Source organism: Qipengyuania pacifica (assembly GCF_019857205.1).
GTDB classification, from domain to species: Bacteria; Pseudomonadota; Alphaproteobacteria; order Sphingomonadales; family Sphingomonadaceae; genus Qipengyuania; species Qipengyuania pacifica.
The window spans coordinates 178,940-204,822 of sequence record NZ_JAHWXO010000003.1 but is presented as its reverse complement, the minus strand read 5'-3'; the positions used below and the strand labels follow the sequence as shown (position 1 = coordinate 204,822).

The following is a 25,883-nucleotide window of genomic DNA, read 5'->3' as shown; positions in this document are numbered from 1 at the left end:
CTGTAAGATATGCCTACGATATATCTTATTAACCTCCCGCAAGAGAGTCATGCAAAACCCGGATGAAAACACTATGTCAGTCGACCAATGGCCGACCTGTTTCCCGATAGCCTTCCTGCCCCCACACCGGACGATGCGCCGCGCGAAGATGCGCCGCTGGCCGATCGCCTGCGCCCGCGCTCGCTCGACGAGGTAGTCGGTCAACACCATCTGACTGGTCCCGAAGGCGCGATCGGGCGGATGGTCGCGGCAGGGCGCCTTTCCAGTATGATCCTGTGGGGCCCGCCCGGGACGGGCAAGACGACTATTGCCCGGCTACTCGCGGACAGCGTCGGTATGCGCTTCGAAAGCGTCAGTGCGGTCTTTAGCGGTGTCGCCGATCTGAAGAAGGCTTTCGCCGCCGCAGACAAGGCCGCCGAGGCGGGCCAACGCACGCTGCTGTTTGTTGACGAGATCCACCGTTTCAACCGCGCGCAGCAGGACGGCTTCCTGCCATTCGTCGAACGCGGCACCGTTACACTGGTCGGCGCGACCACCGAAAATCCCAGCTTCGCACTCAACGCCGCATTGCTCAGCCGCGCGCAGGTACTGATACTGCAACGGCTCGACCACGAGGCGCTCGGCACGCTGCTCGACAAGGCTGAAGAGCTCGAAGGCCCCCTTCCCCTCACCGCCGAGGCGCGTAACGCCCTTGTCGCCAGCGCCGACGGTGACGGCCGCTTTCTGCTCAACCAAGCGGAAACGCTATACAACGCGAAGATCGAAGAGCCGCTAGACCCCGCGGCGCTCGGCCAGTTTCTGCAGCGGCGCGTTGCGGTTTACGACAAGGATCGCGAAGGTCACTACAACCTCATTTCCGCGCTTCACAAGGCGGTGCGCGGCAGCGACGTCCAGGCAAGCCTCTACTACCTCGCCCGGATGCTGACCGCCGGAGAAGAACCGCGCTTTCTCGCGCGCCGTCTCATCCGGATGGCGGTCGAGGATATCGGCATGGCCGATCCGCAGGCGCTGGTCCAGTGCATGGCAGCCAAAGACGCGTTTGAATTTCTCGGCAGTCCGGAAGGCGAGCTCGCACTGGTTCAGGCCTGCACCTATCTTGCCACTGCGCCAAAATCGAACGCGGTCTACAAGGCTCAGAAGGCCTCCTTCAAATCCGCGCGAGAGACGGGCAGCCTGATGCCGCCGCAGAACATCCTCAATGCCCCTACCAAGCTGATGAAGGACATCGGCTATGGTTCAGGCTACACCTACGATCACGACGCGCAGGAAGGCTTCTCGGGCGACAATTACTGGCCCGATGAAATGGAACCCCAGCACTATTATCAACCCGTCGAACGCGGGTTCGAGCGCGAGGTAAAGAAGCGGCTCGACTATTGGGAGAAGCTACGGCGCGATCGTGGGGAGGTTTAATCATTTTCTCGCCATCGACTGGTCCGGTGCCAAGGGGCCTGTTCAGAAAGGCATAGCGCTCGCGCTCTCGCTCACAGATGGCGGGCCGCCGGTTCTGGTTGAACCCGGCCGCGGGTGGTCGCGCGAAGACGTCCTCGCCCTTCTTCGCAACGATTTGCCGGACGATACGCTGGTCGGCCTGGACCTAGGCATTGCGCTGCCTTTCGCCGATTGCGGCGCTTATTTTCCCGGCAGCGATTCGGCCCTGCCCGATGCGCCGTCGCTGTGGGCGCTGATCGACGACATCTGTGCAGGCGATCCCAATCTCGGAGCCCAGACCTTCGTCGACCATCCCGAATTCAAACCGTACTTTCGCGACGGCGTTCATACCGGAATGCATTTCGGGTGCGATGGGGCCGCGCATGGCCGCGGGCGCTTCCGCGTCACCGAACATGCGCAGGCGGCTATGGGATGCAAACCCTATTCAAACTTCAACCTCGTCGGCGCCGCACAGGTCGGCAAGTCGAGCCTCACCGGTATGCGCATGCTGCACAGGCTTCGCGGCCATCTTCCGGTGTGGCCGATAGATAGTCTGCCTTCGAACGGTTCGGTTGTTGCGGAAATCTACACCAGCCTTGCCGCGCTGGAGGCCGGGCGCAGCGCGTCAAAGGCCAAGATGCGCAGTTTCGAGGCTCTGAATGAAGCATTGGCATCGCTGGGCAGCGCACAGGTCGCGGGCACCGGCCCGATCGACGATCACTCGTCAGACGCTCTGTTGACGGCCGCATGGCTGCGCACGGCAGGCAACGACAGCGCGCGATGGAAGCCCGCCAGCCTTACCCTGGACCTTGCCCGAACCGAAGGCTGGACCTTCGGCGCGATATGACACTCTGGCGGATTTCCTGGTGGAGCCGAGCGGGATCGAACCGCTGACCTCGTCATTGCGAACGACGCGCTCTCCCAACTGAGCTACGGCCCCGTTCCAGGTTTGCGGCACCGCGACATAAAGCGATGCTAGACGCGCCGTCTAGCGGATGACGGCGCGCCTGAAAAGCATCGTTGAGATCAGTTCTGCGGCGTGTCGTCGTCGCCCGCATCATTGGGAATGGGCTGCACGATCGGCACGGAAGACCGCGTTTCGTCAACTGGTGCCACCGGTATCTGCGCTCCGGTATCCGGATCGATGACCTTGGTTTCGGCCACAGGGGCCGCGCTTAGCGTAGAGGGATCGGCCCCTGGCTGCGGCCGGTCGAACGCCCGTGCGTTCTTGACGGCAACATAACCGGGCTGCGAGGCACCGTAACGCTCGCCATATTTCGCATCCCAGGCAGCGGCGTCTTTCTCATACTGCTCGTACGCCACGAAGAAACGTTCGAACGGCCCTTCGAGCGCTGCGAAATTCGCCAAGGCAAAGGCCTGCGCATCCAGATCTTCGGCTGCCGCATATTGCTGGGAGATACCCAGAGCCGTGCGACAGAGATCCGCGCGTGCCGGCGGCAGGGCGAAATAGTTATAGACCATCGTCATCTGGCCTTCGCGAGCCTGGATGGCGGGACGGCCCTTGCCATATTCCTTGCGGTACTGGGCATCGATGCGGTCGTTGACCTGCTTCAGCGTCCGCGCGTGATCCTTTATATAGCTGCTGTAGCTATCGAGCACGGTTTGATACTGCGGATCGAGGCAGTTCAGCGCCGCAACGTTCCATGCCGATCGGAAATGCCAGACCTTCTCGTCGTCCGAAATGCCGAGATTGACCGTCTCGCGCATGCCCAGCGCGTTCACCTGCGGAATATCCATGACATAGGATGCCTGGCTGGGCGGCAGCGGCCTGATGGGCACTGCTTCGACCGGCGGCGGAGGCGGCGGTGGGGGCGGTGGAGGAGGAGGCGTGGCGCAGGCAGCCAGAGCGGATATTCCGACAGCCACGGCTGCCATACGAATGGTGATATTTGAACCGCGGCTCATGGCGCGCTGACCCTCCTCGATAAAGCTGACCTTCACCCTGCGCCGTCACGCCTTGACGGGGGATGAAGCGGTTCTTTCCGTAGACGGTTGTTCGGACAAAGAAAATGCCCGGAGTGTCGATTACACCCCGGGCACGTTCAAGCGATTCCTGTGTGCGACGAGTAGGTTAACTCTATTCGCGATTGCCCATGAACTGCAGCAGGAACATGAACATGTTGATGAAATCGAGGTACAGGCTCAGCGCGCCCATGATGATCGCCTTACCGGCGAATTCGGTACCGCGCAGATACTGATATTCCATCTTCAGGCGCTGCGTATCGTAAGCCGTAAGACCCGCGAAGATCAGCACGCCGATGAAGCTGATTGCCATCGCCATCGTGTTCGACTGCAGGAAGATATTAATCACCATCGCAATCAGCAGGCCGATCACACCCATCACGAGGAAGGTGCCAAAGCCCTGAAGGTTCTTCTTCGTGGTATAGCCGTACAGGCTGAGACCGGCGAAGGCACCCGCGGTCGCAAAGAAGGTGGCGGCGATCGATTCACCCGTAAAGCGCAGGAAAATCGTGGACATGGACAGACCCATGACGATCGCAAACGACCAGAACAGAATCTGCAGCGTTCCCTTGCTCATCTTGTTCAGGCCGAAGCTCATGGCCAGAACGAAGCCGAGCGGTGCGAGTGCGACGATCCACATCAGCGGCCCGCTGGCGAAGGACACTGCCAGCCCGCTTTGCGCGGCCAGCAAGGCCACGACGCCGGTCAGCAAAACGCCCGAAGTCATGTAGTTGTAGATCGACAGCATGTGCTTGCGCAGCCCAGCGTCGAAGGTCTCCTGCCTGGCAACGGCGTCGCCAGCGCGCGGCACCGAGCCGAAGCCCTGCCTCTGGTCGGTGTCGTTCCAATTGGCCATCTGTTTAAAACTCCTTCTGGCAGAGCGGAAATACGCCCTACTCCTCAACGGGAATATCGACATTTAGCTCCCCGATTTCAAGCGAAACCGGACATTCCAGTCTTAATACCGGTTAACGGTCACGAGGAATATTCTCAGGCTTCGCCTGCCGCATCCACCATGGCATCTTCCAGCGCCTCTTCCGGCGTCCGCCCGCCCCATAGAATGAACTGAAACGCGGGGTAGAACCGGTCACATTCGTCGACCGCAATTTCCACCAGCGCCTGCGCCTGGCCCAGGCTCAACAGTCCGTCATCTCCCAGCATGGTGCCGTTCCGATACAGCAGCACCCCGCCGTTGGACCAGATGTCGAAATGTCCCAGCCACATCTGTTCGTTGACCAGCGACACCAGTTCATGCGCCGACGCCATCTTGTCCTTGGAAATGCGAATGTCCGGCAGGCACAGGATCTGCAGGACCATGTCGTCCGGTCGCCAGATTCCGCGCAGCTGATATTTGGTCCAACTTCCCTGGATTTCGCCGCTCATTTCGGTTTGCGTCGATTCGCAGGGCCAGCCCCGGGCCTCGAACAAGGCGATGAGCATTTCGAGAGGTGCCGCGCCCTGGTCTACCTCGTAGCGTTCTTCCGACGGTCTCATCGAAACTGTTCCATCCAAGTCATGACGGCTGGATGCAGAAGCGATGGGCACCTTGGCAATGGAACCGGGCGTCGACGCTGGGGAGAACCGTTAAGGCCTGTGCAAAGCCTGTGAACAAATCTTCGCGCGGCCTCTGCCGCGCCCGTGTCACAGCTTTTCGATCGCTTCGCCGGCCGCGCTGGTAAACGTAAAGGAATCGACCCCCAACTCCTTGAGTTCCTTCACCATTTCACGGGCCTTGGCAGCACTGTCATAGGGACCGGATAAGAGGCGGTTCGCTTCGCCCCACGGGGTCACGAACGGCCCTTTGCCCTCGAGCTTGCCTTCCGCCTTGCGTGAAATGCGCCGCCAGTCGAACCCCAGGGCATCGGTATCCTTGCCAGTGGCAACCTGAACCCAATGTCGCGAAGGATGCGCGGGCGGCGGTGGTGGCTTGGGTTCGTCCCGCTCACGCGGGATCTTGATCTTGGTGATGTCGACCGCACCGTTTGCAGCAGGCACCCTGCTTTCGGGCGCCAGCGAAAAGCTGCTGAAAGCCTCCTCGACCGAAGCGAGATCGGGCTCCTCCTGCGCGGATGGCAAGGGCGAAGCGGATTGCGAATTGGGGAACGCCCCGGCCTCGCCTGCACGCGCCAAACCAGCTGCCTCTCCCGTCGCGCGCGGCAGTTCACGTTCGGTTACCGTCGTCGCCTGCGAAGGTCGCTGTCCGCTCAGGGTTGCTGTCGCCGATTGCGGCGAAAGTGCAGGAGGCAATTCGCCCGACGGCGTTGAGGTGGGCGCAGGACCTGGCGTAGGTGTGGGTGCCGGTGAAGGCACGAACCTTGGCGTCGGTGTCGGCGTGGGCGTGGGCGTGGGCGCAGGCGCCGTAAGTGATGCCGTCGCCGGACGCATATCGGCCTGCGCCACTCTGGCCGGTTGCGGCGCAGGCTGCGCCGTTTGTGCCGATGTACCGGAATAGTTCGCGATACGCCTGTCGTCCGTGCCGATGGCAGCAGCGCGCGGGAATATGCCGAGATTGCCCGCCGCAGCCTGCTGGGCTTTGGTAAGGCGCGGCATATACTCGAAATAGGCCGCCATTCGCGCCCCCATGCCGGATGACAGCATGGTGTTCGCGATTTCCTTCGCTTCGCGCGCCTTGCCCATGATCGCCAGGCCGAAAGCACGTGTGCGATATGCGGATACGTCGCGTTTTTGGAGCAGCGGCAGCAAGGTCGCCTCGAATCCCTCGCGATCGCCGGAAATTGCCTGGCTCAAGGCAAGGCGCCGAGTGATCTCGTCGCCTGAACCATTGGCCAGCGCGACGCGATAAAGCTGCTGCGCACTGGCTGCGTCGCCCACAAGATCGAAAGCGAGTCCACGGTCTTCGGCCATCTGCGCCGTCGTCACGCCCGCTTGTTCGGCTTCTGCGAAGAGCCGCAAGGCTTCGACCGGTCTGCGCGAGCGAGTATAGGCTTTCGCCAGTCCCAGCTTCATTCGCGCATTGTTGGGCGACAGATCGTTGGCACGGCCGAAGAAGCCGATTGCAGCTTCTATGTCACCCAACTCCAGCGACGCCTCGCCCGCATCGAGCAGGGCGGACACGTCCGTGGCGTCCTGCGCCAGGCGGGACAGCGCATCACCCAGCCGACCTTCGGCAGGCGCCGGAAGCGGCTGGACGATCTCGCGCTGAGCGGACACGCGCTCTGACTGCGCTGCCAATGCCAGCAGCGCCACAGCAGCACCGAATTGCCCTTTCGAAATCATGTCCTGTCCTTGGCAGCCCGGGCGTTAACCAGCGCTGACGCGGTCGCAATTACTGATTGTTCTGGCGACCGAGAAAACGCGGGATGTTGAGGCCCGAACCATTGCCATCGTCGTCATCGTCGTCGCTATCGTCTTCCGGACGCGTTGCTCCGCGCGACAGATTGGCCATGCGTTCGAACAGCGTATTGCCCGGCAGCGAGCCGCCGCCACGTTCGCTGGAGCCCGAACCGCTTTCTTCACTCCCGCCGGATTCGCCGGGCACCAGCGGACGCCGGCGTCCCGGCTTGGTTGCCAATGGGCTTTCGCCTGCGACATGTTCGTCACCGAGTTCGAATTCGTCCTGCGAATTGCCCGCCGGGTCGGAAAGGTTGAGCGGTTCGCGCTCGTCGCCCCAGCCATCATCGGTCGGCGCACCGCCGAAGCCACTGTCGTCAGCCGGTGCAGGGACGGAATCTTCGTCGTCGAAACGCTCGGTCCGTTCGTTACGCAGCCCGGCGAGAGGATCGACGATATCGTCGACATCGTCATATTCGTCTTCGGCGTCGTCGTTCAGCGAGCGCGACGTGGCGGGCGACAGGCCGAATGGCTGTGCACTATCGTCATCGGCCTCGTCCGTAAGGTCGAAAGCATCGGCTTCGGCCGGCTCCGGATCGGCGGACAGGCCTTCGTTCAGTTCGAACGGTTCGTCTTCCGGTTCGCTGCGGTTCGGCAGGTCGAGCACGGGGCGCTTCGGCGCACTGCTTTCGCGCATCGAGAACGAACGCGACGGGGCTGCCGCGATCGAACCGTCATGTTCGATACCTGTCGCAACGACCGATACGCGGATCTTGCCATCGAGATCGGGATTGAACGCCGAGCCCCAGATGATGTTCGCATCTTCGTCGACCAGTTCGCGGATGTGATTGGCCGCCTCGTCGACTTCGAGCAGCTTCATGTCCTCGCCGCCGATGATCGAGATGATGACGCCCTTGGCGCCGGTCATCGATACGCCGTCGAGCAGCGGATTGGCGATGGCGCGCTCGGCAGCTTCGAGAGCGCGGTTGTCGCCTTCGCCTTCGCCGGTGCCCATCATCGCCTTGCCCATTTCGCTCATCACCGAACGCACGTCGGCGAAGTCGAGATTGATGAGGCCCGGCATGACCATGAGGTCGGTAATCGACCGCACGCCCTGCTGCAGCACCTCGTCGGCAAGCATGAATGCTTCCTTGAAGGTCGTTTCGGCCTTGGCCACCAGGAACAGGTTCTGGTTGGGGATGACGATCAGCGTATCTACGTGCTTCTGCAGTTCGTCGATGCCCGCTTCGGCCGCGCGCATGCGGCGCGTGCCTTCGAACAGGAACGGCTTGGTCACGACGCCGACGGTCAGCACGCCCTTCTTGCGCGCCGCCTCTGCGATGACGGGTGCGGCACCGGTCCCGGTGCCGCCGCCCATGCCGGCTGCGATGAAGACCATGTTGACGCCGTCCATCGCGTCTTCGATCTCTTCGACCGTTTCTTCAGCCGCGGCCTTGCCCACTTCGGGGCGCGCGCCCGCACCAAGGCCGCCCGTGATGTCGGGGCCGAGCTGGATCCTTTTGTCGGAAGGCGAGGTACTCAGAGCCTGCGCGTCGGTATTGGCGACGATGAACTCGACGCCTTCGATCTGTGCCTGCATCATGTTGGCGATCGCGTTGCCGCCGGCACCACCGACGCCCACGACCATGATCTTGGGACGAAGGTCGTCGTCCGATGCCGGTCCGATATTGATGCTCATTCAAGAGTCCCCGTAGAATTCAAAAGTCGCCCGTGGGCGTTATGTCACAACTCTGGCATAAAGCTAATCGCAGGTCGAAGCGATACTTGCCTTATCCACAAGGGCTAATGGCGCAGTAACGCTGTGATACAACCTTAAAAATACTCACGCACCGCTTGAAACACACGGTTGACCAGACCGATGCCGCGATAGCGGTTGGTCGGCTGATAGCGCGGGCCGACCGATCGGATGTCGACCGGGTCGTCCGCGGCATAAAGGCACAGGCCCGCCAGCGTCGCGAATCCGGGCGTTGCATGCGCTTCGGGCAGGCCCTGCAATGCCGGCGGCTTGCCGATCCGGACCGGGCGCCCCAGCGCGCCCTGCATGAATTCGGCGACGCCGTGCAATTCCGCGCCCCCGCCGGTCAGCACCACCTGTCCGCCTTGCGCGCCGGTAAAGCCCATCGACTTGAGCGCCTTGCCAATTTCCGTCGTGATGATGCCCAGCCTGTCGGTGACGATCGACACCAGTTCCGCCCTGGCGATCCGGTTGTGTTCGTCCGCGCCGCGCGCCAGCCGCCCGCCGGGGTCCTCGCCGGGGCCGTTCACAGGGATCATCTCGCGGTGATCGGTCGGGGTAGCGATGGCCGAACCCGATACGCATTTCAGCCGTTCCGCCTGGCTGCGCCGGATGCCCAGCGACGATGCGATCGCATCGGTGATGTCGTTCGAACCGATCGGAATGGATTTCAGCCCCAGCAGCATGCCTGCCGCATGGACCGAGACATTGGTGACCTGCGCCCCGATCTCGACCAGCGCCACACCCAGGTCGCGCTCTTCGCGGGTGAGGCAGGCATAGGCCGCGGCAAGCGGGCTCGCCACCACGCCCTCGACATCGAGATGCGCGGTCTGCACCGCCTCGATCAGATTGCGCACCGGCGCGCCTTCGGCCAGCGTCACATGGACATCGACGCCCAGCGCTTCGGCGTGCAGGCCCTTGGGGTTTGCCACGCCATGCGCCCCATCCAGCGTGTAATGCGCCGGCTGCGCGTGCAGCACCATGCGCCCGTCGGGATGCAGATGGTCTCGCGCGGCGTACAGCAGGTGCTCGATATCGTCCTCTTCGATGCGCCGCCCGCCGATGGCGATCTCGACGCTCGATATCTTGCTCGACAGGCCCGCGCCCGCACAACCGATCCACACGCTCTGGACCGATGTGTTGGCATTGGCTTCCGCCTTCTCGACCGCGGTGCGGATCGCATGGCTTGCCGCGCGCATGTCGGCGACATAGCCGCGCTTGATGCCTTCGCTGGCCCGGTGGCTGGAGCCGAGCACGACCATCTCGCCGCCCTCTGCCTGCCCCATGATCATGGCCGAAACCCTGAACGAACCGATATTCACCGCCCCGAAGACCCGGGTAATGCGCGGCTGCTGGGTTGCCACTATTGAGCCCTTCCGTTCAACGCCATCTGCTTCGGGCACGGCCCGTCCGCGCAGCGCAGATAGGCCCGGTCGGGAACGCGCATGTCGATCGCGATCGGCTTGCCCCCGATCAGGCGGTGCATCCCGTCGAGCTGGGCGAATTTCACCAGCGCCGGTGCGCCGAGATCGCCTTCGGGAAGCGCGAGCAGCTGCCCGGTCTTGAACGTCAGGTTCCAGCGCCGGTTGCCGACCCATTGGGCAGACGCGATCTGCGGCTTCAGCGCGGGCGCTGCATCTATCAGCCGGCCCAGTTCCTGCACCTGGCGTGCCGCGCCCGGCCCTTCGATCAGCAGCTTGCCTTCGGCTGCCTTCGCGCTGATCGGCTCGAGCTCGTGGCCCTCGGCATCGATCAGCACCAGCCGGTCGGGCTTGCGCAGCACCGCATGCGGCACCCGCTCGACGATATCCACCTTCAGCGTATCGGGCAGCTGGCGCGAAACGCGCGCGTCCTCGACCCAGGGAAGCTCCAGCAGGCGCGCGCGCACATCTTCCAGATCGACCAGCGGCATCGGGCGGTCCTGTTCCGCCAATACCCGCTCGTAGACCAGCTGCTCGTTCATGCGCTCCACGCCCGAAACCCGCACGCGGCTGACCTCGAAACCGGATCGCGCGGCCGATTTGGACAGTTCCGCCTTGGCCAGTTCCGGCACGCCGGCATAACTCGCGATGGTCCAGGCGATCGCCAGCCCGGCGGCGATGATCGCGCCCAGAAAGAACCTGTGCCACTGCTCTTCGGTAAAGGGCAGCGCGGCCATGGCGCGATCGAACAGCCCGCTGGTGTGGCTGCGCGCCGCGCGGGCTTTCTGGCTGCGGTTGCGCGCCGCTGCGGAACGGCGCACCCCGGTGGGTTTGCGCGTGACCTTAGCCATCGCCGCCCCCGGGCTTCACCGCGTGATCGCGCAATGCAGCGGCAACCACCAGTTCGCACAATTCGCCATATTCGATGCCGGCAAAGCGCGCCTGCTCGGGCACCAGGCTCAGCGGCGTCATGCCGGGCTGGGTATTGGTTTCCAGGACGAACAGGCCCTCTTCGCCCTGCTCCTCGTCCCAGCGGAAATCAGTCCGGCTGGTCCCCCGGCACCCCAGTGCCTTGTGCGCCTTCAGCGCATATTCGAGGCACAGATCGGTAATGTGCTGGGGGATTTCCGCCGGGCAGATGTGATCGGTCATCCCATCGGTATATTTGGCTTCGAAATCGTAGAACCCGCTCTTGGGCCTCAACTCGGTCACGCCCAGCGCGCGCGGCCCGCCCTCGAAATCGACCACGGCCGACGTCAGCTCGCGCCCCTTGATATAGGGTTCGGCCAGCAGTTCGGCGAATTCCTGCCACGGGCCCTTGGCATCGGGCATGATCGGATTGCCGTAATTGCCTTCATCGGTGACGATGGCGACACCCACCGAACTGCCTTCGTTGACGGGTTTCAGTACATAGGGGCGTGGCATGGGGTCGCGCTCGTGCAGTTCCGCACTTTTCACGATCCGCCCGCCGGGCATGGGGATGCCATGCGGCACCAGCGCCTGCTTGGTCAGCTGCTTGTCGATCGCGATGACCGATGTCGCCAGGCCCGAATGCGTATAGGGCACGCCCATCAGGTCGAGCATGCCCTGCACCGTCCCGTCTTCGCCCGGCACGCCGTGCAGCGCGTTGAAGACGACGTCCGGCGCCACCTCGGCGATGCGCGCGGCAACCTTGCGATCCATATCGATGCGCGTGACCGTGTGGCCGCGCTCTTCCAGTGCCTTGGCCACGCCTTCGCCCGACATCAGGCTGACCGGCCGTTCATTGGCCCAGCCACCCATCAGAACCGCAATGTGAAGTTTGGGGAGATCGCTCATGTCTATTCCTTACGGTCGCCCCACTCGTTGAATTTCCCATTCCAGCAGCACGCCCGAATGTTCGTAGACGCGGCGCTTCACCAGTTCGCCCAGCCCTTCGATGTCGGCGCTGGTGGCATTGTCGATATTGAGCAGGAAGTTGGTGTGCTTCTCGCTCACCTGTGCGCCGCCCAGCCTCAGCCCGCGGCACCCTGCTGCATCGACCAGCTCCCACGCCTTCTTTCCCGGCGGGTTCTTGAAAGTGGATCCGCCGGTCTTGGTGCGCAGCGGCTGTGAATTTTCGCGCGCTTCGCCGATCTCGTCCATCTTCGCGCCGATTGTCGCAGGATCGCCCGGCTCGCCCTGGAACCGCGCGCGGACGACCACAGCCGCGTCGGGCAAGGCGGAATGACGATAGGTATAGCGCAGATCGGCTGCGGGAAGCGTCACCAGCCGGCCGCCCGGCAGGATCACGTCGCAATCGATCAGCACGTCGCTGACTTCGCGGCCATAGGCGCCGCCGTTCATGCGCACGAAGCCGCCGACGGTACCGGGAATACCGCGCATGAACTCGACGCCTGCAATCCCTGCATCGCGCGCGGTGGAAGCGACGAGTATGCCGTGCGCGCCAGCCCCGCAGGTCAACGTATGGTCGTCGCCCACTTCGATACTGGCAAAGGGCTTGCCCAGCTTTACCACCACGCCCGGCACGCCGCCGTCGCGCACGATCAGGTTTGACCCCAGCCCCAGCGCCATCACCGGAAGATCGCCGTCCAGCCGTTCCAGGAATAGCTTCAGATCGTCCGTATCGGCCGGCTCGAACAGCCAGTCGGCGTGGCCACCCGCCTTGAACCAGACCAGCTTGGCCAGCGGCGCATCCGGCGTCAGCTTGCCGCGCAGACCGTAGGTGTCGATGGGCGCGATGACGCTGCCTTCGACTTCGCAGTCGGGCGCCATGCCGCTATCCCAGTTCCACACATCGTCGGGCTGCTCCATCTCGCTCACGATGTCGTCACCTTCGCGATGCCATTGGCAAGTCCGGCCGCCCACTGGGTGATATCGCCTGCACCAAGGCAGACCACGAAATCGCCGGCACGCAGATCCTCGACCAGCTTTTCCGCCAGATCGGTCTCGTCCGTCACCGTGCGGGCCGCCCGGTGGCCGCGTGCCTTCAACCCTGCGACAAGTGCGTCGGCATCGACGCCGTCGATCGGGTCCTCGCCCGCGGCATAGACCGGGGTGACATAGACTTCGTCGGCCGCATTGAAGCAGCTCTGGAAGTCATCCATCAGATCGCGCAGGCGGGTGTAACGGTGCGGCTGGACCACCGCGATGACGCGGCCTTCGCCTGCGCTCTCGCGTGCGGCGGCCAGCACGGCCTTGATCTCCACCGGGTGGTGGCCGTAATCGTCGATGATCGTCGCAACGCCGCCGCCGCTGGGAACTTCGCCCACCTTGGTGAACCGCCGCCGGACACCGCCGAATGCGGAAAAGCCATTGCAGATTATCTCGTCGGGGCAGCCCATTTCGATCGACACGGCAATCGCGGCCAGTGCATTCTGGACATTGTGGCGCCCGGGCATCGGCAGTCGCACGCCTTCGATCCGGCGGTCTTCCTTGCCGCGCCGGCGCACGATGACGTCGAACACATTGCCCCCGGCATCCGGGCGCACGTTCACGCCGCAGATATCGGCCTGAAGATTGAAGCCATAGGTCACGACGTTACGGTCGCGGACCTTGGCGATCACGGCCTGCACTTCCTCGTGATCGATGCACAGGATTGCCGCGCCATAGAAGGGGACATTGTGGATGAACTCCACGAACGCGTCCTTTACCCCGTCGAAATCGCCGTAATGGTCCAGATGCTCGGGGTCGATATTGGTGACTACCGCGATGGTGCCGTCCAGCCGCAGGAAGCTGCCGTCGCTCTCGTCGGCCTCGACCACCATCCATTCGCTGTCGCCCAGCCGTGCATTCGAACCATATTGTTCGATGATCCCGCCATTGATGACGGTCGGATCGATATTGCCCGCATCCAGCAGGGCCGCGATCATGCTGGTCGTGGTTGTCTTGCCATGCGTACCGGCCACGGCGACGGTCGATTTCAGCCGCATCAGTTCGGCCAGCATTTCCGCACGGCGCACCACGGGAATACGGTTTTCCAGCGCAAAGGCGACTTCGGGGTTGGTACGCTTCACCGCGGTAGATGTTACGACGACCGCAGCGCCTTCGACGTTTTCGGGGGCATGGCCGATGGCGATCTTTACGCCGCGCTGGCGCAGCCGTTCGACGGTCGCGCTCTCCTTCATGTCGGAACCCTGCACCGTATAGCCCAGGTTCGCCATCACCTCGGCGATGCCGGACATGCCGATGCCGCCGATGCCGACGAAGTGGATCGTGCCGATATCTGTCGGGACGCCTCTCATTCCGACATCTCCCGTGCCGCGCGCTTGCCATGGGCCTGCCTCATCGCCTGACCGGCAGCGATGCCTTGCGATGCGCCGCGCGCATTGTTTCCGCCCACGCGGATGACATCCATCATCTCTGCCCCGCCGAAGCTTTCGACCAGATCGGCCAGGTCTTCGACGGCCTTGGGCCGCCCGCAATTCCAGGCCGCATGTGCGGCATTGGCCAGCCCTTGCGGATTTTCGGCCAGCGCCTTGATCTGCTTGGCCAGTTCCTTGCCCGTAAAGCGCTCCTGGCGGATCATCCGTGCCCCGCCCGATTTGGACAGTTCGCGCGCATTGGCCGCCTGATGATCGTCGGTCGCAATCGGCAGCGGCACCAGTATGGCGGGCCGTCCCACAGCGGTCAGTTCCGCGATGGTCGATGCCCCGGCCCGGCCGATAAACAGATGCGTATCGGCAAGCCGCGCGGCCATGTCCTCGAAATATGTCGCCAGTTCGGCCGGTATGCCATGATTGCGATAGCGTTCGCGTACGGCATCGAGATCTTCCGGGCGGCACTGCTGCGTCACCTGCAACCGCTGGCGCAGCGCGGGCGGAAGCATGGACAGCCCATCGGGCACCACTTCGGACAGCACGCGCGCCCCCTGGCTTCCCCCGGTCACCAGTACGCGCAGCAGGCCGTCTTCACCGAATGCCGGAAAGGGTTCTTCGCGCAGCGACAGTACGCCAGCGCGCACCGGATTGCCCACCAGATGCACTTTCTCGGCGTGCTTGGCGTCCAGCCGCTGCACTTCGGGATAGGCCGTGGCGATCGCATTGACCCGCCGGGCAAACAGACGGTTCACCCTGCCCAGAACGGCATTCTGTTCATGCACCACGATAGGCACGTCCGCACTGCTCGCGGCAAGGATGGTCGGCAGCGAAGGATAACCGCCGAAGCCCACGACGGCGCTCGGCGCGAAGCTTTCGAACAGGCGCAGCGCCATGCGCCGCCCTTCCAGTACCGCCTTGATCCCTTTGATCCAGGTCAGCGGGTTCTTGCCGAACCGGCCGGCCGGGATGACATGGGCGGGCAGGAAATCGGGCTTGCCGGGAATCTCCGCCCCGCGCGTATCGGTGATCAGCGCGACGTGGTGGCCGCGCCGTTCCAGTTCGGTGGCAAGTGCGAAGGCGGGCAGCAGATGCCCGCCGGTCCCGCCCGCGGCAAGGACGTAATGGCGATTGGCGCCGGTCATGGGTGGATCTCCCGGCGAACACTGCCCGTCTGGCTTCTGATCGGGTTCGTCTGGTCTTTCATCGGGGCCGTCTGCCCCATGCCGAACAAATCGCCAAGCCCCTTGGTCCGGCTTTTCAGGAACGGATTTCGCCGCGTGATTGCCAGAAGCAATCCGATGTTGAGGCAGATGGCGATCGTGGAAGACCCGCCATAGCTCACCAGCGGCAGCGTCATCCCCTTCGACGGGAACAGCTGCAGGTTGACCAGTATGTTGATGAACGCCTGCCCACCCAGCAGGGCCGTCAGGCCCGCTCCGGCCAGAAGCGCGAACAGGTCTTCCTCGTCGATAAGGCGCAGCAGCACCCGCGCCACGATTGCCAGATACAGCAGGACGATCAGTCCGCAGGCGATCAGGCCGAATTCCTCGCCGATGACGCTGAAGATATAGTCGGTATGCGCCTCGGGCAGGCTCATCTTGCGGATGCCCAGCCCATAACCCGCGCCCAGCCAGCCGCCCGCCACGATCGTGCGCGCACCCAGATCCACCTGATCGTATGCAGTCCCGCCGCCGATGAAGCTGTCGATACGGTGGCGCGCATTGTCATAGAGGAAATAGGTCGCCGTCAGCACGGCCAGCACGCCGCCGATGACCGCGCCCAGCCGCTTCACGTCGATCCCGGCCAGGATCATGGCGACGAACCAGACGCCGCCGAACAGGATCGTGCCGCCGAAATCGGGTTGCATCATCATCAGCGCCGCGATCAGCGCCACATATCCCGTCGCGATGCCTGCCACCGGCATGTTCGGATCGCGCATCCGCCATGACAGGATCCATGCGGTCGCAATGGCGAAGCCGGGCTTGAGGAACTCGGACGGCTGGAACTGCATGCCCAGGCTTATCCAGCGCCGCGCGCCATTTATCTCGACCCCGACGAAGGGGACGATGAACAGGAGCGCTGTCATCCCCGCGGCCAGCAGCAGGCCGAAGCGCCGCGCATTCTCCCGCGTGAGCATCGATATGCCGAGCATGGTTCCGATGGCCAGCACCTGCCAGGCCAGATGGCGATAGAAGAAATACAGCGGGTTCAGCGTCTCGCTGCTGGTCGACAGCCGGTTGGCGCTCGCCGGGCTCGCCGCGGCAACGGCCACGGTGCCCAGCCCCATCAGCAGCAGCACCAGCAGCAGCAGCACGCGATCGATCTCGCGCCACCAGATCTTTAGTTCGGACCAGCGCGACAACTTGCCTTTCCGCATATGCGCCGGCTGACGCTTGCCGGGAACATAGGGCTGCATGGTGCTCATCTGAGCGCCTCCACCAGTTCGCGGAAATGGTCGCCGCGCGCTTCGAAGTCGCGATACTGGTCGAAACTGGCGCAGGCGGGCGACAGCAGGACGGTGTCACCCGACACGGCTGCGTTCGACGCGTCGAACAACGCTTGTTCGAGCGTAACTGAACGTTTGATCGACACCCTTTTTTTCAACAGTCGGGCGAACTCGTCGCCCGATCTGCCGATGGTATAGGCGGCCTTCACATGGCCCAGTTCAGCCTCGCACTCGCCCAGGCCCGGCTCTTTCGCCAGCCCGCCAACAATCCAGTGAATGTTCTCGAAAGCCGCCAGCGCCGGGGCCGAAGCGGCTGTATTCGTGCCCTTGCTGTCGTTGACATACGCCACCCCGCCGATCTCCGCGACCCGCTCCATACGGTGCGGAAGGCCCGGGTAGGTGCGCAGGCCTTCGCGGATCTGATCGATCGGAATGCCAAGGATGTCGCACGCCTCGATCGCAGCCGCTGCATTTTCGCGGTTGTGGGATCCTGCCAGGGATTTCCAACCATTCTGCTCGTCCGGCGCGATCCCTCTATGCTGGAAGACGTCCTCCAGAATGCTGGCGATCGACCCTTCCGCGAACTGGCCGAGCGAGCGCGCATCGGTAAAGCGCGCGATGGAATGCTGGCCCCGCCCCTGCATCGCAAACAGCCGTGACTTGCTCGCCGCATAGGCGTCGAAACCGTCATACCGGTCCAGATGGTCCGGCGTGATATTCAGCAGGATCGCCACATCGCAAGCGAGCGAAAAGGTCAGGTCGATCTGATAGCTCGACAGTTCCAGCACATAGACCCCACCTTCCGGCAACGGCTCCTGCTCGAGGATCGGCAGACCGATATTCCCACCCATCGTCGTAGGCACGCCCACCGCTTTCAGGATGTGATGAACCAGCGCGGTGGTAGTCGATTTTCCGTTGGTACCGGTTATGCCGACAACCTTGTGCGGCGGCAATTCCGGCCGCGCCTGCGCGAATAATTCGATGTCGCCGATGACCGGCACGCCATAACCGTCCGCATGCGGCTTGATCGGGTGCGTGTTGAGCGGAACGCCGGGACTGACGACGACGCCCGCAAAGTCGGTTAGGTCCGCCTCCAGCGGATCGCCGATGGCGCAGCGCCCGGCAAAAGGCTCGCGCGCCTCTACGCGGTCGTCCCATACCAGCACGTCGGCTCCGGCAGCCAGCAGCGCCTCGACCGTGGCCCGGCCGGAACGCGCCAGTCCGAGAACGGCGTACTTCTTGTCCTTCCAGGCGGATGAAGTGATCATCGCAGCTTGAGCGTCGCCAGCCCCATGAGTGCAAGCACGATCGCCACGATCCAGAACCGGATCACGACCTTGCTCTCCGACCAGCCGAGCTGTTCGAAATGGTGGTGGATCGGCGCCATGCGGAAGACCCGCTTGCCGGTCCGCTTGAACCAGAAGACCTGGATGATGACGCTCAGCGCCTCGAACACGAACAGCCCGCCGACCACCGCGAGAACGATTTCGTGGTGTGTGGAGACCGCTACTGCGCCGAGTGCGCCGCCGAGCGCCAGCGACCCCGTATCGCCCATGAATACGGCAGCCGGAGGCGCATTGAACCAGAGAAAAGCGAGGCCGGCGCCCATGATGGCGGCACAGAAGATCGCCAGTTCGCCCGCACCGGGAACATGCGGGATGCCGAGATAGCTAGAAAAATCCACGCGGCCTACGAGATAGGAGATAAGGGCGAATGTCCCAGCCGCGATAATGACCGGCATCGTCGCCAACCCGTCCAGCCCGTCAGTCAGATTGACCGCATTGCCCGCCCCTACGATCACGATGGCCGCGAAGATATAGTAGAACGGGCCCATTTCCAGGCCGAGATTATTGAAGAACGGGACGTACAGAAACGTGTTGATCTGGCTGACGGCGAGATAGCTCGCCACGCCCGCAACCGCGAATTCCATCAATAGCCGGACCCGGGCCGAAACCCCCTTGTGGCTCGACTTCGTCACCTTGTCGTAATCGTCCAGGAATCCGATCAGGCCGAAGCCGAGCGTCACCGCGAGCACGGCCCAGATGAACGGATTGCGCAGATCCATCCATATCAGAACGGCCAGCGACAGGCTGATCAGGATCATCAAGCCGCCCATTGTCGGCGTACCGCGCTTGGCCAGATGGCTTTGCGGGCCATCTTCGCGGATCGGCTGCCCTTTGCCCTGCCGCACCCGAAGCATGTCGATGAAGCGCGGGCCGATGACGAGCCCGATGACGAGCGCGGTCATCAGCGTCGCCCCGGCGCGGAACGTCTGATAACGCACGAGGTTGAAGATGCCTTCGAAATTCAACCATTCGGCGAGGAGGTATAGCAAATCGGCCTCTCGTCGCGCCTAGCGGGCGCGGATGAAATGATCCACGAGCCGGCCAAGACCGACCGAGTTGGAGCCCTTGACCAGCACGGCATCGCCTGCGACGACACCGAAGTCTTCGAGCAGCTCGATCGCCTCGTCGGCAGTTCGGCAATGCGCCCACGCAATGGGCTTGCCAAGGACGGAACTCTCCGGTTTCCCCAGTTCGCGTGCGAGGGCGGACATCTCTTCGCCAACCAGAATGGCATAATCGACATCGGCAGCCAGCACCGGCTCGGATAGAGCGGCGTGAAACTGGGGACCGAAATCGCCTAGTTCCTTCATCGCGCCAAGCACGGCAATGCGGCGCCCCGACGGCGTCTGGCCAAGTTGTGCCAAAGTGGCGCGCATACTGGCCGGGTTGGCGTTGTAACTTTCGTCAATCAGCAGCGCTTTGCCGCCAGGCACATCGATGCCGTGACGCGCACCCCGCCCCTTGAGTCCACCCATCTCGGCAAGCGCCAGCCCGGCGGCCGCCATATCGCTGCCCGCAGCGCGTACAGCAGCCATCACGGCCAGCGAGTTCACGACCCAGTGATCGCCGGGTTCGGCAACGGTGTAACACAGCCGTCCTTCGGGGAATTCGCACGTCACGAGGCTGCCGCCGTTGGCGCTGGGAATGGCATCCAGCAAGCGAACGTCGGCAAAACGCGCCCTTCCGAAGCTGACGACCTTTGCCCCCGCGCGCAGGGCGGCCAGCTTGAGTTGTTCGTAATGCTCGGTGTCCGCCGGGATGACGGCCGTGCCACCTGGCTCTAGACCTGCGAAGATCTCGGCTTTGGCTGCAGCGATCGCCTTCATGCTGCCGAGATTTTCGATATGTGCCGGGGCTATCGTGGTGATAACCGCTACATGCGGGCGAACTTGGGTAGTCAGCCCTTCGATCTCGCCAGCATGGTTCATGCCCATCTCGAAAATGCCGAAGCGGCTGCGCGCAGGCATACGCGTCAGGCTCAGCGGCACACCGACGTGGTTGTTGTAGCTACGTGTAGAACGATGGGCCGCACCGCGGCTCGCGCGTTCGAGGCTGGCGAAGATGGCCTCCTTTACGCCGGTCTTGCCGACCGATCCGGTCACGCCGATAATCTTCGCTTCCACACGGCTGCGCGCTGCACGGGCCAGCGCCTTCAGCGCTTCAGTCGTGTCCTCGACAAGGATGTGGGGCCAGTCGATCGGGCGATCGACGATTGCGCCCGCAGCGCCGTTGGCGAAGGCTTTTTCGAGGAAGCGATGGCCATCCATCGCTTCGCCCTTGAGCGCGACGAACAGATCGCCATTGACCACGTCCCGGCTGTCCATTTCGACCCCGGCAACCTGAAAGTCATGGCTGGCCGTACCGCCCACCGCGTCGGCAATATCCTTTGCCGTCCACAGCGTCAGCGGAAGGCGGTCGCGCGGATCGGCAGGCCACTCAATATAGGCCGGATGTCGCAGGATTGCCGCGCTCATGCATCACCTCTAGCGATCTGCGCAGCGCACTCGCGCGCAACCTCGACATCGTCGAAAGGCAGGACCCGCATATTTTCTCCCGATCCGATGATCTGACCCGTTTCATGTCCCTTGCCAGCGATGAGGACGATATCGTCCGCACCTGCTTCGGCGATGGCTGCAAGGATGGCTTCGCGACGGTCGCCTATTTCGCGTGCCTGCGGCGCTCCCTCAAGCACCTGGCGGCGGATATCCGCAGGATCCTCACCGCGGGGGTTGTCGTCGGTCACGATTACGACGTGGCTTGCCTTGGCCGCCGCTTCACCCATGGGTGCCCGCTTTCCGTGATCCCGATCCCCGCCGGCGCCGAACACAGTGATGAGGCGGCCCGAAACATGCGGCTCGAGCGCCTGGATCGCCGCTTCGAGCGCATCGGCGGTATGAGCGTAATCGACATATACCGGCGCGCCCGAAGGCGCGATGACCGCGCGTTCGAGCCTGCCGCGCACGGGCTGCAGACGGGCAACGGCATCCCAAACCAACCCCGCATCGAGACCGGACGCGAGTGCAAGTCCTGCTGCGGTGAGCGCGTTGGAAACCTGATAGGCGCCGATCAGCGGCAGATTGATCGTCCGGCTCTTGCCCTCATGCTCAACGCTCAGCGACTGCCCAAGCTGGGTGGGCTCTCTTTTCGTTAGGCGGATGTTTTCGCCCTGCTCGCCGACAGTCATGATCTTCAAGTCGCGCGCCTTGGCATGCTGGACTACGCGGGCATTCCAGCCGCTATCGCCAGATCCCATCCACACGACTGCGGTCGCATCGTCCGCCACAACCTCGTCGAAGAGCCGCATCTTGGCGGCGAAATAGTCTTCCATATCCGCATGGTAATCGAGATGATCGCGGCTGAAGTTGGTGAAGCCCGCTGCTTCGACGGACACGCCCTCGTTGCGGAATTGCGAGAGACCATGGCTCGACGCTTCAAAAGCCACGTGTGTCACACCTTCACGCGCCAGGCCGCTCAAGTTCGACAGGAAGGTGACAATATCCGGGGTGGTCAGACCGGTGGATACACTACCATCGGGGGTGGTGACGCCCAACGTGCCAATGCTCGCGGCCCGTTCACCTGCCATACGCCAGATCTGGCGAGTCATTTCGACCGTCGAGGTTTTGCCGTTCGTACCTGTCACCGCAACAATATGCTGCGGTACCGGCGTGAAGTACCGGGCCGCCAGCGCTGCAAACGCACGGCGCGGTGTGTCGTCGGCGATGTGGATGGCACCATTCACGACAGCTTCGGGCCGGGCCACAATGGCGACCGCGCCGCTTTCTATCGCTGCGGGAATGAAATCCTCGCCATTGACCTGCGCGCCTTGAAACGCACCGAAAACCGTTCCCGGGGCAACCTTGCGATTGTCGATCGCGAAACCCGTCACATTGACGTCGGCATCGCACGCGATCCCCGCAGCAGCACAGAGCTTGGACAGCTTCACCGGTTGGCCTCCGGGATAAGCGGCTTGATGTCGGAGATGTCGACATCGCGCGTATCGTCGGGGCGCACGCCGATGAGAGGTCCGATGCGCGGCACCAGACGGCCCACGATCGGCGCGGCGTTCCATGCGGCGGTGCGCTGATAGGAGCTAGCGACCGTCCCACGCGGTTCGTCGAGCATGGCGATGACCACGTAGCGCGGACGATCCATCGGGAACGCGGCCGCAAAGGTCGAAACCAGTGCAGTGCGACGATAGCCAGCCGAACCGCCCGGCTTTTCGGCCGAACCCGTTTTGCCGCCGACTCGGTAGCCGGGGGCGTCCGCATTGCGTCCCGTGCCGTAGATCGAGATCGCGCGCAGCAACTGGCGCATGCGGCTGGACGTGGATGCCTTGAACACGCGGCGGCCCTTCGGCGCCTCACCCGGACCCAGTTTCTTTAGTGTGGCCGGGCGCCAGATGCCGCCGTTGACCATTGCCGCATAGGCACTGGCCAGATGAAGGGGGGTCACAGCGATGCCATGCCCATATCCCACGGTCATCGACCGCAGACGTGGCCATTTCTCGCCGGGCCAGATCGGAAAGCCCTTTGCCGGCAGTTCGATATAGGGCCGTTCGTTCATGCCCAGATCCATCATGTAACGACGCATCCGCTCAGGTCCGAGCTCGTCGACGACGCGGGCCGTTACGGTGTTGGACGAATGGATCAGTGTTTCCACGACATTCAGGGTCGCGCCCATGTCGTGGCTGTCCTTGATGCGGAATCGTCCCGCTTTGACCGGGGTTGCATCCCACCGTCGGCCAAGGTCTCGGACCACGCCAGCGTCGATCGCCGCGGCGACCGACAACGGCTTGAATGTCGATCCGAGTTCGTAGACCTGGTTGGTGACGCGGTTGAACATCAGCTTTTCGCCCCGCGCGTCGATCTTGTTGGGATCGAATTCGGGCAGCGATGCGAGTGCCAGCACCTCGCCGGTATTCACATCCAGAACGATGCCGGCCCCGCCTTGCGCCTGTACGAGCTTCATTCCGCGGCGCAGTTCATCTTCGAGTGCGCCCTGAACACGGGAATCGATCGACAGGGCGATGGGCGTGCCGCGCGTAGCCGGATCGGACAGATGTTTGTTGAAGACCTGTTCCATCCCCACGCGCCCGTCCCCGTCGGCGGCAACATAGCCGAGGACGTGAGCCGCCATCGATCCTTGCGGGTAATGGCGATCGGTTTCCGTCGGCATTTCGAGCGCCAGCTCGCCGATTTCCTGAACCCGGTTCGCCTCTTCGGGCAGCACGCGACGGCGAATGTAGCCCTGCTTGCCGGCTGCAAATTGCGCGGCGACGGCCTTTTCGTTCAGATCCGGGAAAATCGCCTTGAGTTTCGCAGCAACGACCGCCGGCTCGCGCACCAGCGGCGTACCGCCCTCGCCAAGCGCTTCGGGATTGAACCACAAAGCGTAAGCCGGAAATGCACGCGCCAGCGGAATACCGTTGCGATCCGTAATCTCGCCCCGAGGCGGAAGGAGCGCTTCTTCGAGCGATGTCCCTCTGAGGCCTTCATCCGACATGCCGAGATAAGCAATACGGACCAGCGCAAGCATCGCGATGAAGGCAAACCCCAGAACCACCCACAACACCCGCCAACGCGCGAGTGTGAGCGATTGCTGGCGAATGGTGACAAGCTGGACCCGGCCGGAGGCCACTGCCATGCTGACCGCACCATGCCCGCTTTTTCCCGCGGCAATGGCGGGGCCAAAGCCGGAAAAGGCGTTCACTGGCTGACCTCCGCCACGGCGGCGATCCCGACCGCCGGGCTGGACAGGCGCTCGGCGAGCCCCCCGGCTGTTACGGCTGCCAGTTCGCGCCGGTCCGGACGATGGGCGGCGCTTTCCTCGTCATCGTCGATCCAGTCGGCGAAGAGGCTTTCCGATTCAGGTTCGGGTCGGTTCAAGGCCACGCGCACCGGAGAAGGCGCGTTGATACCGCGCGGAGTGCCGAGAGCCGCAAGCTGGCGTTCACTCTCGAGATATTGGTCGGCACGTGGAGCGGAATAACCGAACTCGACCGCGTTCCAATCCGACAACTGCTGCTGGCTGGCGCGGGTTTCGAATTCGGTTTCGAGCATGAGCTTGGCCTGCTGTGCGGCGATGATCTGGCGTTCGGCGAGGCGCACGTCGCTCTTCACGGCGTTCACCTTGAACGTCAACGCCAGTAGCAGGGCGAAACAAACGGCAAGAACAAGCGCCCAGCCGATCTGACGAATACGCGATCCACCGACCATCACGCGGCCTCCCGTGCGGGAGTCGCGGTCCGCGTCGCAGCGCGCAGGACGGAGGAACGGGCGCGCGGATTGCGTTCGATCTCGGCCTCACCCGGCTTGATGGCTTTGCTGACTTTCGAAAAAACCGGATCGTCCTGCGCTGCCAAAGGGACATGACGCGAGGCGCTCGGGGTTGAGGACGCCTCGCGCAGGAAGCGCTTGACGATCCGGTCTTCGAGGCTGTGGAAGCTGACAACCACGAGGCGGCCCCCTTCACGCAGCACGTGCTCGGCGGCGGACAGTGCTTGGGACAGTTCGTCCAGCTCGCCGTTCACGTGAATTCTGATGGCTTGAAAAGTGCGGGTGGCCGGGTCTTTCTTATCGTGCGGCTTGTGGCCCAGCGCCTTGCGTACGACACGCGCCAGTTCGCCGGTCGTTTCGAGCGGACGTGCGGCGACGATGGCGCGGGCAACCCGGCGGGACTGGCGTTCTTCTCCATATGTATAGAGCACATCGGCGATCGCCTTCTCGTCGGCACCGTTGAGAAAATCCGCCGCGCTCGCCCCTTCCTGGCTCATGCGCATGTCCAGCGGACCATCCGACGAGAAGGCAAATCCGCGATGCGCCTGATCGAGCTGCATCGATGATACGCCGATATCCATCACCACGCCGTCGACGTGCGCGATACCCGCCGCCGCCATGACGTCGACCATTTCGGAAAAGCGATGGGGGTGCAGAACCAGACGTGGTGGATTTTCTTCCGCTTCGCTCCAGCTGCGGCCTGCGGCGATTGCGTCGGGATCCCGGTCGAATGCATGGACGATGGCACCGCGTTCCAGCAGCGCGCGCGTATAACCGCCCGCCCCGAAGGTCGCGTCGATCACGACGTCGCCCGGCTGCGGGTCAAGCGCTTCGATTACTTCGTCGAGAAGGACGGGGATGTGCGGCGCCCCGGTCACTTGCTGGCACCTTTGGCAGCGCCCTTATCCTTCGCATCGGACAGAAAGCTTTCGCATGCCGCCTTGGCGCCGGCCCAGTCGTCGCCCATCTGGGCAAGCTCTTCCGGATTCCACAATGTGAAGAAGCGCCCGCCACCCTGGAAATAGAGGCCATCGTCGATGTTGCCGAGCGTGCGCAGGTGATCGGGCATGACGAAGCGACCGCTGTCATCGAACGGCATTTCGATGAAGCCGAAGAGCTGGCTGGACCGGGTATCGCGATCGAATTCCTTGCCAAGCCGAACCGCAAGTTCTTCTTCGCGATCGAGCTGGGCCTCGAGCTCGGGCTTGCGCGACAGGCCGAAGCCGACGAGGCAGTTCCATGACGGATGCTTCATCAGGCACAAGACGCGCCCGTCGCTCGATTCCTTAACAGCCTTACGGAAAAGGGGGGGAAGCACGAAGCGGCCCTTGTCGCCCGCGGGCGAATAGGCCTGTCCGCTATACCCTCCGAAAGACACTGTCCCCAAACCCCAAATACGGTTTCGATTACCTCCCCATCAGGCAACACTTCCCCGTTCACCCACACAGGTGGGCGAGGCGCCCGCCCCGTTGACCGAGCGCGAATAGACAGTGCTTGTCCGATGTGTGTTTGGTTTATCGCGGGCAGAGCCGGGATGGAAGGGAAAATTGCGGGATTTTACGGGATAAGCTCATAAGGCATTGAATTACTTATATATAATTCGTTCGGGCAGAATTGATCTCATTACCGAGCGTCCCAT

Annotated in this window: 22 protein-coding genes and 1 tRNA gene; 2 read left to right on the top strand and 21 right to left on the bottom strand. The window is 63.3% G+C overall.

What is annotated here, in order from left to right; genetic code table 11:
- The first annotated feature begins 87 nt into the window (after window positions 1-87).
- Entirely contained in the window at window positions 88-1,410 is a 1,323-nt protein-coding gene (locus KYK83_RS06300) for a replication-associated recombination protein A (RefSeq protein WP_222827599.1), read from the top strand.
- The gene (locus KYK83_RS06295) at window positions 1,397-2,275 is read left to right on the top strand and encodes a hypothetical protein (protein ID WP_222827598.1); all 879 of its coding nucleotides are present in this window, start codon (window positions 1,397-1,399) and stop codon (window positions 2,273-2,275) included. Before KYK83_RS06300 ends, KYK83_RS06295 begins: the two co-directional genes overlap by 14 nt.
- A 17-nt stretch (window positions 2,276-2,292) precedes the next feature.
- Here KYK83_RS06295 and KYK83_RS06290 read toward each other — a convergent pair.
- From KYK83_RS06290 to KYK83_RS06190, 21 genes are all read right to left on the bottom strand, one after another.
- A tRNA-Ala gene (locus tag KYK83_RS06290) sits at window positions 2,293-2,368 on the bottom strand.
- Between the two features lie 86 nt (window positions 2,369-2,454).
- A complete protein-coding gene (locus KYK83_RS06285; RefSeq protein ID WP_234003045.1) occupies window positions 2,455-3,354 on the bottom strand; it encodes a hypothetical protein in 900 nt (299 codons plus the stop codon).
- A 172-nt stretch (window positions 3,355-3,526) separates the two neighbouring features.
- A complete protein-coding gene (locus tag KYK83_RS06280; protein ID WP_103022602.1) occupies window positions 3,527-4,267 on the bottom strand; it encodes a Bax inhibitor-1/YccA family protein in 741 nt (246 codons plus the stop codon).
- 134 nt (window positions 4,268-4,401) lie between these two features.
- Window positions 4,402-4,905, bottom strand: coding sequence for a type III secretion system chaperone family protein (locus tag KYK83_RS06275; RefSeq protein WP_103022601.1), 504 nt, complete (start codon window positions 4,903-4,905; stop codon window positions 4,402-4,404).
- Window positions 4,906-5,052: 147 nt separating this feature from the next.
- Window positions 5,053-6,648: a tetratricopeptide repeat protein gene (locus KYK83_RS06270; RefSeq protein ID WP_222827597.1), complete on the bottom strand. Its 1,596-nt coding sequence runs from the start codon at window positions 6,646-6,648 to the stop codon at window positions 5,053-5,055.
- Between the two features lie 49 nt (window positions 6,649-6,697).
- Window positions 6,698-8,401 (bottom strand): cell division protein FtsZ, encoded by a 1,704-nt coding sequence (gene ftsZ, locus KYK83_RS06265; RefSeq protein ID WP_222827596.1) that lies wholly within the window; start codon window positions 8,399-8,401, stop codon window positions 6,698-6,700.
- Between the two features lie 134 nt (window positions 8,402-8,535).
- Complete coding sequence (gene ftsA / locus KYK83_RS06260; RefSeq protein WP_103022598.1) at window positions 8,536-9,822, bottom strand: cell division protein FtsA; 1,287 nt, start codon at window positions 9,820-9,822, stop codon at window positions 8,536-8,538.
- On the bottom strand, window positions 9,822-10,730 hold the full coding sequence (locus KYK83_RS06255) for a cell division protein FtsQ/DivIB (RefSeq protein ID WP_196846679.1): 909 nt from the start codon (window positions 10,728-10,730) through the stop codon (window positions 9,822-9,824). Before KYK83_RS06255 ends, ftsA begins: the two co-directional genes overlap by 1 nt.
- Window positions 10,723-11,697 (bottom strand): D-alanine--D-alanine ligase, encoded by a 975-nt coding sequence (locus tag KYK83_RS06250; protein WP_222827595.1) that lies wholly within the window; start codon window positions 11,695-11,697, stop codon window positions 10,723-10,725. Before KYK83_RS06250 ends, KYK83_RS06255 begins: the two co-directional genes overlap by 8 nt.
- 9 nt (window positions 11,698-11,706) lie before the next feature.
- Complete coding sequence (gene murB / locus KYK83_RS06245; RefSeq protein WP_248284312.1) at window positions 11,707-12,633, bottom strand: UDP-N-acetylmuramate dehydrogenase; 927 nt, start codon at window positions 12,631-12,633, stop codon at window positions 11,707-11,709.
- A 44-nt stretch (window positions 12,634-12,677) separates the two neighbouring features.
- Window positions 12,678-14,102 carry a UDP-N-acetylmuramate--L-alanine ligase gene (gene murC, locus KYK83_RS06240; protein WP_222827594.1) on the bottom strand — a complete coding sequence of 475 codons (1,425 nt, stop codon included), beginning with the start codon at window positions 14,100-14,102 and terminating at the stop codon, window positions 12,678-12,680.
- Window positions 14,099-15,319 carry an undecaprenyldiphospho-muramoylpentapeptide beta-N-acetylglucosaminyltransferase gene (gene murG / locus KYK83_RS06235; protein ID WP_221597822.1) on the bottom strand — a complete coding sequence of 407 codons (1,221 nt, stop codon included), beginning with the start codon at window positions 15,317-15,319 and terminating at the stop codon, window positions 14,099-14,101. The genes murC and murG overlap by 4 nt, the downstream gene beginning before the upstream one ends.
- Window positions 15,316-16,593: an FtsW/RodA/SpoVE family cell cycle protein gene (locus KYK83_RS06230; protein ID WP_248284311.1), complete on the bottom strand. Its 1,278-nt coding sequence runs from the start codon at window positions 16,591-16,593 to the stop codon at window positions 15,316-15,318. Before KYK83_RS06230 ends, murG begins: the two co-directional genes overlap by 4 nt.
- A gap of 5 nt (window positions 16,594-16,598) precedes the next feature.
- Complete coding sequence (gene murD / locus KYK83_RS06225; protein WP_222827592.1) at window positions 16,599-17,891, bottom strand: UDP-N-acetylmuramoyl-L-alanine--D-glutamate ligase; 1,293 nt, start codon at window positions 17,889-17,891, stop codon at window positions 16,599-16,601.
- On the bottom strand, window positions 17,888-18,958 hold the full coding sequence (gene mraY, locus KYK83_RS06220) for a phospho-N-acetylmuramoyl-pentapeptide-transferase (RefSeq protein ID WP_222827591.1): 1,071 nt from the start codon (window positions 18,956-18,958) through the stop codon (window positions 17,888-17,890). Before mraY ends, murD begins: the two co-directional genes overlap by 4 nt.
- Window positions 18,959-18,976: 18 nt before the next feature.
- Window positions 18,977-20,443 carry a UDP-N-acetylmuramoyl-tripeptide--D-alanyl-D-alanine ligase gene (locus tag KYK83_RS06215; protein ID WP_222827590.1) on the bottom strand — a complete coding sequence of 489 codons (1,467 nt, stop codon included), beginning with the start codon at window positions 20,441-20,443 and terminating at the stop codon, window positions 18,977-18,979.
- Window positions 20,440-21,912, bottom strand: a complete 1,473-nt coding sequence (locus KYK83_RS06210) for a UDP-N-acetylmuramoyl-L-alanyl-D-glutamate--2,6-diaminopimelate ligase (protein WP_222827589.1) — start codon at window positions 21,910-21,912, stop codon at window positions 20,440-20,442. Before KYK83_RS06210 ends, KYK83_RS06215 begins: the two co-directional genes overlap by 4 nt.
- Window positions 21,909-23,612 carry a peptidoglycan D,D-transpeptidase FtsI family protein gene (locus KYK83_RS06205; RefSeq protein WP_103022588.1) on the bottom strand — a complete coding sequence of 568 codons (1,704 nt, stop codon included), beginning with the start codon at window positions 23,610-23,612 and terminating at the stop codon, window positions 21,909-21,911. The genes KYK83_RS06210 and KYK83_RS06205 overlap by 4 nt, the downstream gene beginning before the upstream one ends.
- 62 nt (window positions 23,613-23,674) lie before the next feature.
- Window positions 23,675-24,184, bottom strand: a complete 510-nt coding sequence (locus KYK83_RS06200) for a hypothetical protein (protein WP_103022587.1) — start codon at window positions 24,182-24,184, stop codon at window positions 23,675-23,677.
- Complete coding sequence (gene rsmH / locus KYK83_RS06195; protein ID WP_222827588.1) at window positions 24,184-25,122, bottom strand: 16S rRNA (cytosine(1402)-N(4))-methyltransferase RsmH; 939 nt, start codon at window positions 25,120-25,122, stop codon at window positions 24,184-24,186. Before rsmH ends, KYK83_RS06200 begins: the two co-directional genes overlap by 1 nt.
- Complete coding sequence (locus tag KYK83_RS06190; RefSeq protein ID WP_346729423.1) at window positions 25,119-25,499, bottom strand: division/cell wall cluster transcriptional repressor MraZ; 381 nt, start codon at window positions 25,497-25,499, stop codon at window positions 25,119-25,121. Before KYK83_RS06190 ends, rsmH begins: the two co-directional genes overlap by 4 nt.
- Between the last annotated feature and the right edge of the window lie 384 nt (window positions 25,500-25,883).

Bases quoted from the DNA above. Each gene is read 5' to 3' on its own strand.
- KYK83_RS06190 (WP_346729423.1), bottom strand. From the start codon at position 25,499: ATGAAGCATCCGTCATGGAACTGCCTCGTCGGCTTCGGCCTGTCGCGC.
- KYK83_RS06285 (WP_234003045.1), bottom strand. From the start codon at position 3,354: ATGAGCCGCGGTTCAAATATCACCATTCGTATGGCAGCCGTGGCTGTC.
- KYK83_RS06200 (WP_103022587.1), bottom strand. From the start codon at position 24,184: ATGGTCGGTGGATCGCGTATTCGTCAGATCGGCTGGGCGCTTGTTCTT.
- KYK83_RS06300 (WP_222827599.1), top strand. From the start codon at position 88: ATGGCCGACCTGTTTCCCGATAGCCTTCCTGCCCCCACACCGGACGAT.
- KYK83_RS06250 (WP_222827595.1), bottom strand. From the start codon at position 11,697: ATGAGCGATCTCCCCAAACTTCACATTGCGGTTCTGATGGGTGGCTGG.
- KYK83_RS06230 (WP_248284311.1), bottom strand. From the start codon at position 16,593: ATGCAGCCCTATGTTCCCGGCAAGCGTCAGCCGGCGCATATGCGGAAA.
- murG (WP_221597822.1), bottom strand. From the start codon at position 15,319: ATGACCGGCGCCAATCGCCATTACGTCCTTGCCGCGGGCGGGACCGGC.
- murB (WP_248284312.1), bottom strand. From the start codon at position 12,633: ATGGCGCCCGACTGCGAAGTCGAAGGCAGCGTCATCGCGCCCATCGAC.
- murC (WP_222827594.1), bottom strand. From the start codon at position 14,102: ATGAGAGGCGTCCCGACAGATATCGGCACGATCCACTTCGTCGGCATC.
- KYK83_RS06255 (WP_196846679.1), bottom strand. From the start codon at position 10,730: ATGGCTAAGGTCACGCGCAAACCCACCGGGGTGCGCCGTTCCGCAGCG.
- KYK83_RS06280 (WP_103022602.1), bottom strand. From the start codon at position 4,267: ATGGCCAATTGGAACGACACCGACCAGAGGCAGGGCTTCGGCTCGGTG.
- ftsZ (WP_222827596.1), bottom strand. From the start codon at position 8,401: ATGAGCATCAATATCGGACCGGCATCGGACGACGACCTTCGTCCCAAG.
- KYK83_RS06215 (WP_222827590.1), bottom strand. From the start codon at position 20,443: ATGAGCGCGGCAATCCTGCGACATCCGGCCTATATTGAGTGGCCTGCC.
- KYK83_RS06205 (WP_103022588.1), bottom strand. From the start codon at position 23,612: ATGGCAGTGGCCTCCGGCCGGGTCCAGCTTGTCACCATTCGCCAGCAA.
- murD (WP_222827592.1), bottom strand. From the start codon at position 17,891: ATGATCACTTCATCCGCCTGGAAGGACAAGAAGTACGCCGTTCTCGGA.
- KYK83_RS06275 (WP_103022601.1), bottom strand. From the start codon at position 4,905: ATGAGACCGTCGGAAGAACGCTACGAGGTAGACCAGGGCGCGGCACCT.
- KYK83_RS06270 (WP_222827597.1), bottom strand. From the start codon at position 6,648: ATGATTTCGAAAGGGCAATTCGGTGCTGCTGTGGCGCTGCTGGCATTG.